We start from the raw sequence: 16001 nt of genomic DNA on the forward strand, positions 1-16001 counted from the left end.
CTATAGACGGTATTGACCGTAGGAGCGAGGCTTGCCCGCGATGCTTTTACAACGCCAAAGGCGCGCGCTCGCACAAGGCGTTCAATGCCTTGGCCCATTGCGGGTCGTCGTTCAGGCACGGCACCAGCACCAACTCCTCCCCTCCCGCTTCGCGGAACTGCTCGCGACCGCGATCGCCGATCTCTTCCAGGGTCTCGATGCAGTCGGCGACGAACGCCGGGCACATCACCAGGATCTTCTTCACCCCCTGCCGGGCCAGCTCATCCAGACGCGCCTCGGTGTAGGGCTCGATCCATTTGGCACGCCCCAGACGAGACTGGAACGACACCGACCACTTGCCGTCCGGCAGCCCCATGCGCTCGGCGAATGCCCGGGCCGTGTTCAGGCACTGGCCGCGGTAACAGGTGGCGGCCACCTCGGGGGTTGCGTCGCGGCAGCAATCGCCGTCCAGGCTGTGGCCGGGATTGAGTTTTTTCAGGTGCCGTTCGGGCAAGCCATGGAAGCTCAACAGCAAATGATCGAAGTCCTGTTGCAGGTGCGGCCTGGCACTGGCCACCAGCGCGTCGAGGTACTCCGGCTGATCGTAAAACGGCTGCAGCACCGAAAGCTGTACATCCAGCTGCTTGTCGCGAATCACCCGCCGGGCCTCTTCCACCACCGTGGTCACGGTGCTGTCGGCGAACTGTGGATAGAGTGGCGCCAGGGTGATTTTCTTCTGCCCCTGGGCCACCAGACGCAACAACGCCGACTCGATGGACGGCTCGCCATAACGCATCGCCAGCTCCACCGGGCCGTGCTTCCACTCACTCGTCATGGTTTCCTGCAGACGGCGGCTGAGCACCACCAGCGGCGAACCCTGCTCCCACCAGATCGAGGCGTAGGCATGGGCCGATTGCTCCGGACGCTTGATCAGGATCAGCGACACCAGCAGCCGCCGGACCGGCCACGGCAGGTCGATCACGTAAGGGTCCATCAGGAATTGATTGAGGTAGCTGCGCACATCCGCCACCGAGGTGGAGGCCGGCGAACCCAGGTTGACCAGGAGCAACGCGTGATCGGTCATGCAACGTCCTATTTCAGAGGCGGCTGGACAGGTCATCCAGGGCCGCGCGCAAATCAGTGAACTGGAAAGTGAATCCGGCGGCCAACAACCGCGCAGGGACCGCGCGTTGACCACCCAGCAACAACAACGACAATTCCCCCAGGCCGACGCGCAAGACAAAGGCCGGCACCGGCACTACCGCCGGCCGGTGCAAGACGCTGCCCAGGGTCTTGGCGAATTCGCGATTGCGCACCGGCTTGGGCGCGCAGGCATTATAAGGACCGCTGGCATCACTGCGGTGCAGAAGAAAATCAATCAGGGCGATTTGATCCTTGATATGAATCCACGGCATCCACTGCCGACCGTTGCCGATCGGCCCGCCCAGGGCCAGTTTGAAGGGCAGCAGCAAGCGCGACAAAAAGCCGCCCTCGGCCGCCAGCACCAGGCCCGTGCGAATCAGCACCACACGCACGCCCATGGCCTCGGCACGTTGCGCGGTCTCCTCCCAGGCGATGCATAACTGGCTGGCGAAATCCTCACTGACCGGAGGCGAGTCTTCGTTCAGCTCGCGCTCCCCGCCATCGCCATACCAGCCCACCGCCGACCCGGAGATCAACAACCCGGGTTTCTGCCCGCGGCTTTCCAGCCAGGCCAGGAGCTTTTCGGTCAGGGTAATTCGGCTGCTCCAGAGCAGCGCCTTGCGCTTGTGGGTCCAGGGCCGATCGGCGATCGGCGCTCCCGCCAGATTGATGATGGCGTCGACCGGCTCCTCCGCAAGTTCGTCCAGGCGGGCGATGCCGCGGACCTGGGTGCCACACAGTTTGGGCACCTCGGCAGGCCGACGACTCCATACGGTCAACTGATGGCCCTGGGTCAGCCAGTGACGGCAGAGTTGACGTCCTATCAAACCAGTACCGCCGGTCAGCAATATGTGCATGACATCTTCCTCGCGTGGCGTTTTACCCGGATCACTAGTCTATTTTTATAAGCAGGGATCTTTTCAATCGGGCAGGCTCTGTGTTTAACAATAGGACACCCTGTAAAACCGATAACGCCGAAAGCTATACCAAAAAACAAAATTGTACAGCTTTTAACGACGGCGTCTGCACAGAAAGGTAAACGAGGCCCCTATGACCGTACCCATCGCAATCATCGGTACCGGCATCGCCGGACTCTCGGCCACCCAGGCGCTGAGAGACGCCGGGCATGTCGTGCAACTCTTCGACAAGAGCCGCGGCAGCGGCGGGCGTATGTCCAGCAAGCGCAGCGACGCCGGCGCCCTGGACATGGGCGCTCAATATTTCACCGCTCGCGACCGGCGCTTCGTCACCGAAGTCCAGCGCTGGCAAGCCAATGGCTGGGCCGCCGAATGGGCGCCGCAGCTGTACAACTTCCATGGCGGCCAGCTCACTCCGTCGCCGGACGAACAGACCCGCTGGGTCGGCACCCCGCGCATGAGCGCCATTACCCGTGGCTTGCTGGGCGAAACGGAGGTGCATTTCGCCTGCCGCATCACCGAGGTCTACCGCGGCGAACAGCATTGGCACCTGCAGGATGCCGAAGGTTTCACCCACGGCCCGTTCAGCCACGTGATCATCGCCACGCCGGCCCCCCAGGCCACCGCTTTGCTGGCTGCCGCGCCAAAACTGGCGAGTGCCGCCGCCGGGGTGAAGATGGACCCGACCTGGGCCGTCGCCCTGGCATTCGAGACCGCGCTGGAAACCCCGGTGGAAGGCTGCTTCGTACAGGACAGCCCGCTGGACTGGCTGGCCCGCAACCGCAGCAAACCAGGGCGCGACAACAGCCTCGACACTTGGGTCCTGCACGCCAGCAGCACCTGGAGCCGCCAGCACATCGACCTGCCGAAAGAAGCGGTGATCGAGCAATTGCACGGCGCATTCGCCGAGCTGCTGCACAGCGCCATGCCCGCCCCCAGCTTCAGCCTCGCCCACCGCTGGCTCTACGCCCGCCCGGCCAGCAGCCATGAATGGGGAGCCCTGGCGGATGTCGACCTGGGACTCTATGTGTGCGGCGACTGGTGCCTGTCCGGTCGCGTCGAAGGGGCCTGGCTCAGCGGGCAGGAGGCCGCCCGCCGGTTGCACGAAAACCTGTAAGCGCATCACCCCGCGTAACCTTGCTGCTGTCGCCATGGACAGCAGCCTGTCTCCCCCGCACCAAAACCCGAAACATACTTCTGCTGATCGGACTGTTCCGAGATGAAGAAAAACACGCGCCAAAATCTCCTGCGTTAGCCAGCCAGCAATCGAACGACTACAGCCCAGCGACCGACAGATGAGCAGGACGTAACCCGAAGGGCTGCGCAACAAACCTGTACAAAATATTTGACTTGCACACCTTTGATCCTATGATGAGGCAAAGTTGTACAAGATCATATTTTTTGTACATGAAAAACCGGAGCCCTGCACATGCCCAGCAATCCGACCCAGGCCGACAAACCGAGAATCGCCATCAGCGCCTGCCTGCTGGGTGCGCCTGTGCGCTACAACGGCGGGCACAAGGAATCGCGCCTGTGCAGCCAGGACCTCGCTGAGTTTTTCGAGTTTGTCCCGCTGTGCCCGGAAGTCGCCATCGGCCTGGGCACACCCCGCGAACCGATCCGCCTGGTGGGCGATCCGCGGCAACCGCGGGCCGTTGGCAGCATCAATCCAGCCATGGATGTCACCCAGGCGCTCACGGATTACGGCCAGCGCATGGCCGATGAACTGGGCAGCCTTTGCGGCTACATCTTCATGCAGAAATCTCCGTCCTGCGGCCTGGAGCGGGTCAAGGTCTACCAGGACCAGGGCCGTCCCGCCGAGCTCAGTGGGCGTGGTATCCATGCCGAGGCGTTCTGCAGCCGCCATCCGGACCTGCCGGTGGAAGAAGACGGCCGACTCAATGATCCGGTGCTGCGGGAAAACTTCCTGACCCGGGTGTTCGCCTACAGCGCCTGGCAGGATGTGCTCAGGCAAGGCCTGAGCCGTCGCCGCCTGACCGACTTTCACGCGCGCTACAAATACCTGCTGATGGCCCACAACCCGGAGCAATACAAGGCCCTCGGCACCCTGCTGGGCAACATGGGCCAAAGCGATCCGGCGCAGATCGGCCCACGTTATTTCAGCCAGCTGATGGCGGCCTTGAAAAAGTGCGCCACCCGCCGTACCCACAGCAACGTACTGCAACACATCAGCGGCTATCTCAAGCAAGCCATCAGCCGCGAAGACAAACAGGAAATGCAGCACCTCATCGGCCAGTACCGCCACGGCATCGTGCCGCTGGTGGTGCCGCTGACCCTGCTCAAGCATCACCTGCGCCGGCACCCCGATCCCTACATCGCGCAACAGGTGTACCTGCAGCCGCATCCGGAAAGTCTCAGCCTGCGCAATGCGCTCTGAACCATGAACGATTCGAAGTTCGACGACCCGGATGCATCCGCCAGCGAATCCGATCGCGCCCATGGGCAAGGCTGGCTGCCGATTCGCGAGGTGACCCGCCAGACCGGGGTCAACGCCGTCACCCTGCGGGCCTGGGAACGTCGTTACGGGCTGATCGTGCCGCAGCGTACCGCCAAGGGTCACCGGCTGTTTTCGAACGAACACGTGCAACGCATTCTGAAAATCCTGACCTGGCTCAATCGCGGCGTGGCGGTCAGCCAGGTCAAACACCTGTTGGACGCCGAGCCTGCACTCGGCGAAGCGGCCCACAACGACTGGCACCTGCAACGCCAGAGCCTGATCCAGGCCATCAGCCAATTGACCGAGCGCCAGGTCGACGAAAGCGTCAACCAGGCCATGGCGCTCTACCCGCCGCGCACCTTATGCGAACACCTGCTGCTACCGCTGCTGGACGAACTCGAACAGCGCTGGCAGGGCCGCTTCGGCATGCAGATGGAGCGGGTGTTTTTCCATTCCTGGCTGCGCAGCAAATTCGCAGTGCGGGTCTATCACAACAACCGCCAACTGCAAGGCGCCCCGCTGCTGCTGATCAATCACTCGGACCTGCCGCTGGAGCCGCACCTGTGGCTCTGCGCCTGGCTGATCAGCAATAGCGACTGCCCGGTGGCAGTCTTCGACTGGCCGCTGCCCCCCGGTGAGCTGGCCCTGGCCGTCGAGCGCCTGAAAGCGCGGGGCGTGCTGCTGTACGCGAGCCAGTCGATCAACCTGCGGCAATTGCCACGTCTGCTCGGCGGCCTCGACTGCCCGGCACTCATCGTCGGCCCCGCGGTGAGCATCCACCCCGCCGAACTGGCCATCTGCACCAACCAGATCGCCAATCTGCACCTCGCCGCAGACCCACTCTCGGCGCACCAGGCCCTGACCGGGCTAGGACTTCTCTAAATGCAGGAACTCCCCATGCAACTGATCTGGCTACGCAGCGACCTGCGCCTGCATGACAACACCGCGCTGAGCGCCGCCACCCAGCGCGGGCCGACCGTGGCCCTGTACCTGCTGAGCCCGCGGCAATGGCAGGCGCATGACGATGCGCCGTGCAAGGTCGACTTCTGGCTGCGCAACCTGGAGCGACTGAGCAGCGACCTGGCCCGGCTGAACATCCCGCTGCTGATTCGCCAAGCGCCGAGTTGGGAGCAGGCACCCCAGGTGCTGCTGCAACTGTGCCGGGAACTGGCCGTCGAGGCGCTGCACGTCAACGAGGAATACGGCATTCACGAGAGTCGCCGCGATGCGGCGGTAGCCAGCCTGCTGAAGAGCCAGGGCGTGAGCTTCCACAGTTACCTCGACCAGTTGCTGTTCCGGCCCGGCAGCGTGCTGACCAAAAGCGGCGGTTACTTCCAGGTCTTCAGCCAGTTTCGCAAGGTCTGCTACAACCGGCTGCACAGCGCCCTGCCGCCACAGCTGGCGGCTCCCAGGGCGCAAGCCGCGCTGAGGATAAAAGCCGATGCGCTGCCCAGGCAGGTCGAAGGGTTCCCGACACCCGGCCCGCACCTGCAGGCGCTCTGGCCAGCCGGTGAAACCGCGGCGCAACAACGCCTGGCGCATTTTGCCGAGGCCCAACTCGTCCACTACCAGGCCGAGCGCGACCTCCCGGCCAAGCCTGGCACCAGTCAGCTTTCGCCCTACCTCGCCGCCGGTGTGCTGTCGCCACGCCAATGCCTGCACGCGGCGCTGCAAAACAACCGAGGCGAGTTCGCCAGCGGCAGCCCCGGCGCCGTCACCTGGATCAACGAACTGCTCTGGCGCGAGTTCTACAAACACATCCTGGTGGGCTATCCACGGGTGTCCCGGCACCGGGCCTTCCGCCCGGAAACCGAAGCTGTGGCCTGGCGCGATGCCCCCGATGAGCTGGCGGCCTGGCAGCAGGCCCGCACCGGCCTGCCGATCATCGACGCAGCCATGCGCCAGTTGCTGGAAACCGGCTGGATGCACAACCGCCTGCGGATGATCGTGGCGATGTTCCTGACCAAGAACCTGCTGATCGACTGGCGCCAGGGCGAGCGCTTTTTCATGCGCCACCTGATCGACGGCGACCTGGCGGCAAATAACGGTGGCTGGCAATGGAGCTCATCCACCGGCACCGACTCGGCGCCCTACTTCCGGATCTTCAACCCGTTGAGCCAGTCGCAGAGGTTCGACAGCCAAGGGACTTTCATCAGGCACTGGCTGCCAGAGCTGGCGGAGCTGAATGAAAAAGATATCCACAACCCGGCCGCCATCGGCGGTCTGTTCGGCGTGGCCGATTACCCGCGACCGATGGTCGATCTGTCGATGTCCCGCGAACGCGCCCTGGCGGCCTTCAAGAACCTGCCGTCACGGGGCGTTGCCGAGGGGTATCAGGAATAAGGTGACGGCAGGCGTCCGTCAGTGGTTTCACACAGCCTGCGGCCACTGCCTTACACTGCGCGCCTATGACCACTATTCCTGTCACCCAGATCGCCGAAGCGGCGGTCACCTGCTCGAGCTGCGCGGCCTGCTGCTGCCAACTGGAAGTGATGCTGATCACCGAAACCGGGGTGCCCGAGCGTTTTATCGACACCGACGACTGGGGTGGCGAAGTCATGCTGCGGCTGGATGATGGCTGGTGTGCCGCGCTGGATCGCAACAGCATGCTGTGCAGCATCTACGAACAACGGCCGTTGATCTGCCGGGAGTTCGAGATGGGGGAAGTGGACTGCCTCAACGAACGCCGCGGCATCGCCACGGCGTATCGCTGAAAAGGGTCTTACAACGGCATGGTGTAATGCAGCGAGTAGCTCTCTACACCGTCGTTGGGCGTCGCGATACCGGCGTTGGAATAGTGCGTGGCACGGAGACCGACTTCATGCCCGCCATTGAACCGCAGGCCGAAACCGAAGCGGTCCTCGAACTGGAATGCCGAACCGAGCTTGTTGTCCTCCACCTCGGTGTTGGCGAACACCGCCACACCGATCCCCGCCTCGATGTAAGGCTTGATGTTCTGCCCGGCAAATTCGTACACCAGCACCGGCGAGAACGACAGGCTGTGGTTACTGGACTTCTCATCGCCATCCCAGAAGGTATAGGCGCCGCTCCAGTAGCCGGTCAGGCGACCGACATCGCTTTGCAGCCAGCTTTTGTCCCAATCGAATTGCATGCCCAGGCGATAGGTCTGGGTCGAATCGCCGGTCTGCCCCACCGAAAACTCGACGCCGGCCGCCTGTGCCGAAAAACTTTGCCCCAATAGCGTGGCTGCAAGTGCAGCCAAACAAAACACTCGTCTCATCAGGAACATCCTTTTCAAACGATTTGTATGGTGTTGTACAGATTCCGCAGACACGTTAATAGAAATCAGCGCTTGAACAGAAGTTCAGCGCAAATCAGCGCTTCTGCAGGATTTATTTATAAAGCGAAGCTTTGCACCGCTCCCGCCTCTTTCCAGAGCAACGGCAGGATATGTCTGAAGTGACACGGATCGCCGCTGGTCCAGAACTGAGCCTGGCGTGCAGGCCCCGCGGCCAACAGCTCGCGCTCACCGAGCAGGCGCTCCAACTGGCGGGCCACCGCGGCCCCGGTATCGATCAGGCTGATGTCCTCGGGGATCATCGACTTGAGCAACGGCTTGAGAAACGGATAGTGAGTGCAACCAAGGATGATGGTGTCGCAGCCGGCCGCCAGCAGCGGCTCGACATAACCCTGCAGCAGTTGGCGCAACGCGGGGCTGTGCAGGTCACCGGCTTCGATCCGCTCCACCAGGCCCGGGCATGGCCGGGTGATGACCTTGATGTCGGTGGCGAAACGATCGAGCAAGGCGGCGAACTTGGCACTCTGCAAGGTGCCGGTGGTGGCCAGCACGCCGACCACGCCACTGCGGGTCGCGGCGGCAGCCGGCTTGACCGCGGGCTCCATGCCGATGATAGGCCAGTCCGGATAATCCCGACGCAGGTCGGCGACAGCGGCCACGGTCGCGGTGTTGCAGGCCAGGACCAGTGCCTTGGCACCCTGCTCGCGGAAAAACCCGGCGACCAGGCTGCAACGCTGACGGATGAATTCGGGGGTTTTCTCGCCGTAGGGAATGTTGCCGCAATCGGCTACATATAGCAGCGACTCATGGGGCAGGCGCTGCTGGATCTCCGCCAGCACCGACAGGCCGCCGACGCCGGAGTCGAAGACGCCGATTGGCGCTTCACGCATGCCGGCCTCCACAGACGCTGCAGCCCGGGTCACGCTTGACCCGCAGTTCACGAAAGCGTGTGCCCAGGGCATCGATCAACAACAGGCGGCCCACCAGCGGCTCGCCGAACCCCACCAGCAGCTTCAACGCCTCGAGCGCCTGCAGGCTGCCCACCAGACCCACCAGCGGCCCGACCACGCCGGCTTCGCTGCAGGTCAGTTCGGCTTCGCTGCCGTGCCCATATAAACAGTGGTAGCACGGGCTCTCGGGACGCCGTGGATCGAACACCGACAGCTGCCCTTCCAGGCGAATCGCCGCGCCGCTGACCAGCGGCTTGCCGGCGGCGACGCAGGCGGCGTTCACCGCCTCGCGGGTCGAGAAGTTGTCGGTGCAATCGAGCACCAGGTCCACCGCCGTGACCGCGGCCGCCAGGGAGTCGGCATCCAGCGCGGCACGATGGGGCACCAGCTGGATTTCGGGATTGATCGCGGACAGGCGACGCATCGCCGAGTCGACCTTGCTCAGGCCGACGCTGTCGGTGTCATGGATGATCTGGCGTTGCAGGTTGGTCAGGTCGACCTTATCGAAGTCGGCCAGGTGCAGCTCGCCGACACCCGCGGCGGCCAGGTACAAGGCCACCGGGGCGCCCAGGCCGCCCAGGCCGACGATCAATACGCGGCTGGCCTTGAGTCGCAACTGGCCGTCGATATCGACGTGCTGCAACAGAATCTGCCGGCTGTAGCGCAACAACTCCTGATCGTTCAGCACGGCAGGCTTCCTAAGCTGATGCGTTCATGACCGCCCAGGTCGACACGGCTGTGCACCTCGGCGAACCCTTGGCTGAGTAACAGGTCGCGCACCGCCGGCGCCTGGTCGTAGCCATGCTCCAGCATCAGCCAGCCGCCGGCTTCGAGGTGCCCTGGCGCCTGGGCGATGATCAGGCGCAGATCGTCCAGCCCGTCCTTGCCCGCGACCAGCGCGCTCTCCGGCTCGAAACGCACATCGCCGGCTGCAAGATGCGGGTCGGTGTCGGCGATATAGGGCGGGTTACTGATGATCAGTTGATAACGCTCGCCTTGCAAAGCGCTGAACCAATGGCTGTTCAGCACCGTGACATTGTCCAGTTGCAGGCGCTGGCGATTGCGTTCGGCCAGGGCCACGGCCTCCAGCACCCGGTCGACCGCGGTGACCCGCCACGCCGGGCGCTCGCTGGCCAGGGCCAGGGCAATGGCGCCGCTGCCGGTGCCCAGGTCGAGCACCTTGGCCGGCGTGGCGGGCAGCAATTCCAGCGCCGCCTCCACCAGCAATTCGGTGTCGGGACGCGGGATCAGGGTGTGGGGCGCCACTTCCAGATCGAGCTTCCAGAAGCCCTGCTGGCCAAGGATATAGGCCACCGGCTCGCCGGAACGGCGCCGCTGCAGGTAACTGGCGAAGGTCAATGCCGCTTCGCTGGGCACGATCCGCTCGGGCCAGGTGTGCAGGAAGCTGCGCGGCTTGCCCAGGGCAGCGGCCAGCAGCAACTCGGCATCCAGGCGGGCCGTGGGCGAATCGGGCAATTGGGCGGCGCGTAACAGGCTGGCGATGATGGTCATTTATGTTTACTCGCCCAGCGCCGCAAGTTGATCGGCCTGGTACTCGGCCAGAAGTGGCTCAATCACCGCTTCGACGCCACCGGCAAGGATTTCATCGAGGGAGTAGAGGGTCAGGTTGACCCGGTGATCGGTCACCCGACCCTGGGGAAAGTTGTAGGTGCGGATGCGCTCGGAGCGGTCGCCCGAGCCCACCAGCAGCTTGCGTTCGCTGGCGATCGCATTGGCCGCGGCGCTGGTCTGCTGGTCGTTGAGCTTGGCCGACAGCCAGGACATGGCGCGCGCCCGGTTCTTGTGCTGGGAACGTTCTTCCTGGCACTCGACCACGATGCCCGACGGGATGTGGGTAATACGGATCGCCGAGTCGGTCTTGTTGACGTGCTGGCCGCCGGCGCCGGAGGAGCGGTAGGTGTCGATCCGCAGGTCCGCCGGGTTGATCTCGATGGCTTCCTGTTCGTCCGGCTCGGGCAGCACCGCCACGGTGCACGCCGAAGTATGGATGCGGCCCTGGGATTCGGTGGCCGGCACCCGCTGTACACGATGGGCGCCGGATTCGAATTTCAGCTTGCCGTAGACGTTCTCGCCTTCGACCCGGGCAATGACTTCCTTATAGCCGCCGTGCTCGCCCTCGTTTTCCGAGAGGATCTCCAGCCGCCAGCCACGCCGCTCGGCATAACGCGAATACATGCGGAACAGGTCGCCGGAGAAAATCGCCGCCTCGTCGCCGCCGGTGCCGGCGCGGATTTCCAGGAACACGTTGCGCCCATCGTTGGGGTCCTTGGGCAGCAGCATGCGTTGCAGGGTGCTTTCCAGCTCGACCAGTTGCTCCTTGGCCTCGCGGACTTCTTCCACCGCCATTTCGCGCATGTCCGGATCGCTGTCCTTGAGCAGCGCCTGGGCGCCCTCGAGGTCGGCCTGGACCTTGAGCACCTGTTTATAGGTCTCGACGATCGGCTCGACTTCGGCGTACTCCTTGGAATAGGCGCGGAACTTGGCCTGATCGGAAATGACTTCGCCGTCGCCAAGCAACGCGGTCAGTTCCTCGAAACGGTCCTGGAGGACATCCAGCTTATTGAGCAGTGACGCTTTCATTGCGGTTTTTTATCCGAAGAGTCCGAAGCGCCCTCACCGAGGGCAAAGAGTTCCTGGGCCATGGCCAGCGCATCCAGGCGGCCTTCAGCGGTCAGCTTTTTCAACTGGACGCTGGGCGCATGCAGCAATTTGTTGGTCAGGCCGCGAGCCAGTTGCATCAGGACGTCTTCGGCGCTGCTGCCGTTGGCCAGCATGCGCTGGGCCTTTTGCAACTCTTCGTCGCGCAGGCGCTCGCTCTGCTGACGATACGCCTTGAGCACATCCACCGCAGCCAGCTCGCGCAGGCGCACCATGAAGTCCTCGGCGCCGATGTTCACCAGCTCTTCCGCTGCCTGTGCCGCGCCTTGGCGGCTCTTGAGGTTTTCGGCGACCACTTCGTGGAGATCGTCGACGGTATAGAGGTAAACGTCGTCCAACTCGCCGACTTCCGGCTCGATATCCCGGGGAACGGCGATGTCCACCATGAAGATCGGCTTGTGCTTGCGCAGTTTCAGCGCACTTTCCACCGCGCCCTTGCCAAGGATCGGCAGCTGGCTGGCGGTGGAACTGATGACGATGTCGCTGTGCACCAGCTCCTGAGGAATGTCCGACAGCAGCACGGCATGGGCTCCAAACTGTTCGGCCAGGGTACTGGCGCGCTCCAGGGTGCGGTTGGCGACCACGATGCGCTTGACCCCCAGGTCATGCAGGTGGCGGGCGACCAGGGTAATGGTCTCGCCGGCGCCGATCAGCAGTGCCTGGCTGCGCTGCAGATCGCTGAAAATCTGTTTCGCCAGGCTCACCGCGGCAAAGGCCACGGAAACCGGGTTTTCGCCGATGGCGGTGTCGGTGCGCACCTGCTTGGCGGCGCTGAAGGTGGCCTGGAACAGCCGCCCCAGCAGCGGGCCAATGGTTCCGGCCTCACGCGCCACGGCGTAGGCGGATTTCATCTGCCCGAGGATCTGCGGTTCGCCCAGCACCAGCGAGTCCAGCCCCGAGGCGACACGCATCATGTGACGAACGGCCGCATCGTCTTCGTGCACATAGGCACTGGCGCGCAGGTCTTCGAGGCTCAGATGGTGGTACTCGGCCAGCCAGCGCAGCACGACATCCGCCGAAAGGTGATCCTGTTCTATATAGAGTTCACTGCGATTGCAGGTGGAGAGGATCGCAGCTTCGCGGCTGTCGGTGAGGCGGCAGAGCTGCTGCAAGGCCTCAACCAACTGCTCAGGGGTAAAGGCCACGCGCTCGCGGACGTCTACTGAAGCAGTCTTGTGGTTAATACCGAGTGCGAGGAAGGCCATTCAAGGTCGCTGATGATGTCGAGAAGCCGACAATTGTCCTACTTCGAAAGATTCAGAACAACCACTGCCGACTATTGTCCCAATAGACTGCCTCTGTAAGGCATCCGCTGAGTCTCGGTTATGTTTGGCCGAAGGCTTGTGTCATGATGATCCGACCGCAGGTTAGTCGTCCTCTTCCTATATGAATAGATCTTCCGCGTTGCTCCTCGCTTTTGTCTTCCTCAGCGGCTGCCAGGCCTTGGCACCCGTTTCACCGGACGCTACACCGCCGGTCGAAGACAGCACACCGGCTCCTGAAAAGCCCAAGGTTTACTCCTCGTTCAGCGAAGACACGATCTTCAGCCTGCTGAGCGCGGAACTGGCTGGCCAACGCAATCGTTTCGACATTGCCCTGGACAACTATGTCACCCAGGCCATCAACACCCAGGACCCGGGCATCTCCGAGCGGGCGTTTCGCATCGCCGAATACCTGGGCGCCGACCAGGCTGCGCTGGACACCGCGCTGATCTGGGCGAAAAACGCCCCGGACGACCTGGAAGCCCAGCGCGCCGCCGCCATCCAGCTGGCCCGCACCGGGCGTTACGACGAATCCATGGTCTATATGGAGAAAGTCCTGCAGGGCAAGGGCGATACCCATTTCGATTTCCTCGCGCTGTCGGCCGCCGACACCGACCAGGACACCCGCAACGGTCTGATGAAAAGCTTCGACCGCTTGCTGCAAAAACACCCGAACAACGGCCAGTTGGTCTTCGGCAAGGCGCTGCTGCTGCAACAGGACGGCGACACCCGCGAAGCCCTGCAACTGCTGGAGCAGAACCCGCCGGAAGAAGGCGAAATCGCCCCGATCCTCCTGCGCGCCCGCCTGCTGCAAAGCCTCAGCCGCGCCGACGAAGCCCTGCCGCTGCTGGAAAAAAGCATTCGCAAATACCCGGACGACAAGCGCCTGCGCCTGACTTATGCACGCATGCTGGTCGAGCAGGATCGCATGGACGACGCCAAGGCCCAGTTCTCCAGCCTGGTCCAGCAGTATCCGGAAGACGACGAGCTGCGTTACTCCCTGGCGCTGGTCTGCCTGGAAGCCAAGGACTGGGAAGAAGCCAAGGGTTACCTGGAAGACCTGATCGCCCGGGAAAGCCATGTCGATTCGGCGCACCTGAACCTGGGCCGCATCGCCGAAGAACTCAACGACCCGCAGGGCGCGCTGGCGGAATACGGCCAGGTCGGCCCAGGCAACGACTACCTGCCGGCACAATTGCGCCAGGCCGATATCCTGATGAACAACGGCCGTACCGCCGAAGCCGAAAAACGCCTGGCCGCCGCCCGCGACACCCAGCCGGACTACGCCATCCAGCTGTACCTGATCGAAGCCGAAACCCTGTCCGCCAACAAACAGGGCGACAAGGCCTGGAAGATTCTCCAGCAAGCCCTGCAGCAATACCCGGACGACGTGAACCTGCTCTACACCCGGGCGATGCAGGCCGAGAAGCGCAACGACCTGGCGCAGATGGAAAAAGACCTGCGCCTGATCATCAAGCGCGAGCCGGACAACGCCATGGCATTGAACGCCCTCGGCTACACCCTGTCGGATCGTACGACCCGCTACGCCGAAGCCAAGGCCCTGATCGAACAGGCCCATCAGCTGACCCCGGACGATCCGGCGGTGCTCGACAGCCTGGGCTGGGTGAACTATCGCCTGGGCAACCTCGCGGAAGCCGAACGCCTGCTGCGCCAGGCGCTGGAACGCTTCCCCGACCAGGAAGTCGCCGCGCACCTGGGCGAAGTGCTCTGGGCCAACGGCAAGCAACGCGAAGCCAAGCAGATCTGGAGCAAGTTCCTCAAGGACCAGCCCGACAGCCCTATCCTGCGCAGTACCATCAAGCGCCTGACCGGATCAGAGACCCTTTAAGACTATGTTTTTGCGCCACCTTATCGTTTTCAGCTTTATCGCTCTGCTCGCCGGCTGCTCGGGTTTCGGTACCCGCGAATCCGTCGAGGGCCACGGCAGCCCTGCGCTATGGCGCGAACACAAGCAGCAGTTGACTGGTCTCGACGGCTGGCAGATCAACGGCAAGATCGGCATTCGTGCACCCAAGGATTCGGGCAGCGGCACCTTGTTCTGGTTGCAGCGCCAGGATTACTACGATATCCGCCTGTCCGGCCCGCTGGGTCGTGGCGCCGCCCGCCTGACCGGTCGTCCCGGCCAGGTCGCGCTGGAAGTCGCCAACCAGGGACGCTATGAAGCGCCAACCCCGGAAGCCCTGCTCGAAGAACAGCTGGGCTGGAACCTGCCGGTCTCGCATCTGGCCTGGTGGGTTCGCGGGCTGCCCGCCCCCGACAGCAAGAGCCGCCTGACCCTGGATGGCGACAGCCGCCTGTCCAATCTCGAACAGGACAACTGGCAGGTCGAGTACCTGAGTTATGCACAACAGAGCGGTTACTGGCTGCCCGAGCGGATCAAGCTGCATGGCCGCGACCTTGACGTCACGCTGGTGATCAAGGAATGGCAACCACGCAAGCTGGGGCAGTAAGCATGAACGCACCACGACTGACCCTGCCCTCCCCGGCAAAACTCAATCTGATGCTGCACATCCTCGGTCGCCGGGAAGACGGCTATCACGAATTGCAGACGATCTTTCAGTTTCTCGATTACGGCGATGAAATCACCTTCGCCGTGCGCGATGACGGCGTCATTCGCCTGCATACGGAGTTCGCCGGCGTCCCCCACGACAGCAACCTGATCGTGCGGGCGGCCAAGCAGCTTCAGGAACAGTCCGCGTGCCCGCTGGGGATCGACATCTGGATCGAGAAAGTCCTGCCCATGGGCGGCGGCATCGGTGGCGGCAGCTCCAATGCGGCGACCACCCTGCTGGGCCTGAATCACCTCTGGCAACTGGGCTGGGACGAAGATCGCCTGGCCGCGCTGGGCCTTTCCCTGGGCGCCGATGTGCCGGTTTTCGTGCGCGGGCATGCGGCTTTCGCCGAGGGCGTGGGAGAGAAACTCACCCCGGTAGACCCCGAGGAGCCCTGGTATCTCGTGCTGGTGCCGCAAGTCTCTGTAAGTACAGCAGAAATTTTTTCAGATCCGCTGTTGACACGTGACACTCCGCCCATTAAAGTGCGCCCCGTTCCCAAGGGAAACAGCAGAAATGACTGCTTGCCGGTGGTTGCAAGGCGTTATCCAGATGTACGTAACGCATTGAATTTGTTAGGTAAATTTACCGAAGCAAAACTGACCGGGACTGGAAGTTGTGTGTTTGGGGGCTTCCCAAGCAAAGCTGAAGCTGATAAAGTCTCGGCCCTTCTTACAGAGACCCTTACAGGGTTTGTAGCAAAAGGAAGCAACGTTTCGATGTTGCATCGCAAGCTGCAAAGTCTGCTCTAAAAGGAACCAAGTGCCAGGCACTTGATGCA

16 protein-coding genes are annotated in these 16001 nt (G+C 63.1%); 8 read left to right on the top strand and 8 right to left on the bottom strand.

From position 1 onward, the window contains the following. Positions 1-46: 46 nt before the first annotated feature. Together hemH and PVZ78_RS14055 are read right to left on the bottom strand one after the other, a co-directional pair. Positions 47-1063 (bottom strand): ferrochelatase, encoded by a 1017-nt coding sequence (gene hemH, locus PVZ78_RS14050; protein WP_273828835.1) that lies wholly within the window; start codon positions 1061-1063, stop codon positions 47-49. 13 nt (positions 1064-1076) lie between these two features. Next, positions 1077-1979: a TIGR01777 family oxidoreductase gene (locus PVZ78_RS14055; RefSeq protein ID WP_028683377.1), complete on the bottom strand. Its 903-nt coding sequence runs from the start codon at positions 1977-1979 to the stop codon at positions 1077-1079. A 193-nt stretch (positions 1980-2172) separates the two neighbouring features. Between PVZ78_RS14055 and PVZ78_RS14060 the strand changes: the two genes are divergently transcribed. The 5 genes from PVZ78_RS14060 (at position 2173) to PVZ78_RS14080 (ending at position 7211) form a co-directional block, all read left to right on the top strand. Then, positions 2173-3156 (top strand): NAD(P)/FAD-dependent oxidoreductase, encoded by a 984-nt coding sequence (locus PVZ78_RS14060; protein WP_009050779.1) that lies wholly within the window; start codon positions 2173-2175, stop codon positions 3154-3156. Positions 3157-3468: 312 nt separating this feature from the next. Then, a complete protein-coding gene (locus PVZ78_RS14065) occupies positions 3469-4437 on the top strand; it encodes a YbgA family protein (RefSeq protein WP_273828836.1) in 969 nt (322 codons plus the stop codon). 3 nt (positions 4438-4440) lie between these two features. After that, complete coding sequence (locus PVZ78_RS14070; RefSeq protein WP_273828837.1) at positions 4441-5379, top strand: MerR family transcriptional regulator; 939 nt, start codon at positions 4441-4443, stop codon at positions 5377-5379. Positions 5380-5394: 15 nt separating this feature from the next. After that, positions 5395-6840, top strand: coding sequence for a deoxyribodipyrimidine photo-lyase (phrB, locus tag PVZ78_RS14075; protein WP_273828838.1), 1446 nt, complete (start codon positions 5395-5397; stop codon positions 6838-6840). A 65-nt stretch (positions 6841-6905) separates the two neighbouring features. Beyond that, on the top strand, positions 6906-7211 hold the full coding sequence (locus PVZ78_RS14080) for a YkgJ family cysteine cluster protein (protein ID WP_009050783.1): 306 nt from the start codon (positions 6906-6908) through the stop codon (positions 7209-7211). Positions 7212-7219: 8 nt separating this feature from the next. On the opposite strand, the gene PVZ78_RS14085 is transcribed toward PVZ78_RS14080, so the two are convergent. The 6 genes from PVZ78_RS14085 to hemA all read right to left on the bottom strand — a co-directional run bounded on the left by PVZ78_RS14085 (position 7220) and on the right by hemA (position 12590). After that, positions 7220-7738: an acyloxyacyl hydrolase gene (locus PVZ78_RS14085; protein ID WP_009050784.1), complete on the bottom strand. Its 519-nt coding sequence runs from the start codon at positions 7736-7738 to the stop codon at positions 7220-7222. Positions 7739-7854: 116 nt separating this feature from the next. After that, the gene (murI, locus tag PVZ78_RS14090; protein ID WP_009050785.1) at positions 7855-8646 is read right to left on the bottom strand and encodes a glutamate racemase; all 792 of its coding nucleotides are present in this window, start codon (positions 8644-8646) and stop codon (positions 7855-7857) included. Beyond that, positions 8639-9394, bottom strand: coding sequence for a molybdopterin-synthase adenylyltransferase MoeB (locus tag PVZ78_RS14095; RefSeq protein WP_009050786.1), 756 nt, complete (start codon positions 9392-9394; stop codon positions 8639-8641). Before PVZ78_RS14095 ends, murI begins: the two co-directional genes overlap by 8 nt. Next, positions 9388-10218 (bottom strand): peptide chain release factor N(5)-glutamine methyltransferase, encoded by an 831-nt coding sequence (prmC, locus tag PVZ78_RS14100; RefSeq protein ID WP_028683382.1) that lies wholly within the window; start codon positions 10216-10218, stop codon positions 9388-9390. Before prmC ends, PVZ78_RS14095 begins: the two co-directional genes overlap by 7 nt. Positions 10219-10224: 6 nt before the next feature. After that, positions 10225-11307: a peptide chain release factor 1 gene (gene prfA, locus PVZ78_RS14105; protein ID WP_007928353.1), complete on the bottom strand. Its 1083-nt coding sequence runs from the start codon at positions 11305-11307 to the stop codon at positions 10225-10227. Next, positions 11304-12590, bottom strand: a complete 1287-nt coding sequence (gene hemA, locus PVZ78_RS14110; protein WP_009050788.1) for a glutamyl-tRNA reductase — start codon at positions 12588-12590, stop codon at positions 11304-11306. Before hemA ends, prfA begins: the two co-directional genes overlap by 4 nt. Before the next feature lie 181 nt (positions 12591-12771). On the opposite strand from hemA, the gene PVZ78_RS14115 reads away from it, so the two are divergent. Genes PVZ78_RS14115 through ispE form a run of 3 tightly spaced genes read left to right on the top strand, consistent with a single transcriptional unit; the run spans position 12772 to position 15972 of the window. Then, a complete protein-coding gene (locus PVZ78_RS14115; RefSeq protein ID WP_028683383.1) occupies positions 12772-14496 on the top strand; it encodes a tetratricopeptide repeat protein in 1725 nt (574 codons plus the stop codon). 4 nt (positions 14497-14500) lie between these two features. Then, positions 14501-15118 (top strand): lipoprotein insertase outer membrane protein LolB, encoded by a 618-nt coding sequence (lolB, locus tag PVZ78_RS14120; RefSeq protein WP_009050790.1) that lies wholly within the window; start codon positions 14501-14503, stop codon positions 15116-15118. 2 nt (positions 15119-15120) lie between these two features. After that, entirely contained in the window at positions 15121-15972 is an 852-nt protein-coding gene (gene ispE, locus PVZ78_RS14125; protein WP_009050791.1) for a 4-(cytidine 5'-diphospho)-2-C-methyl-D-erythritol kinase, read from the top strand. Positions 15973-16001: the final 29 nt, after the last annotated feature.

It is taken from the genome of Pseudomonas sp. SBT1-2, assembly GCF_028640875.1.
Taxonomy (GTDB): Bacteria; Pseudomonadota; Gammaproteobacteria; order Pseudomonadales; family Pseudomonadaceae; genus Aquipseudomonas; species Aquipseudomonas chlororaphis_I.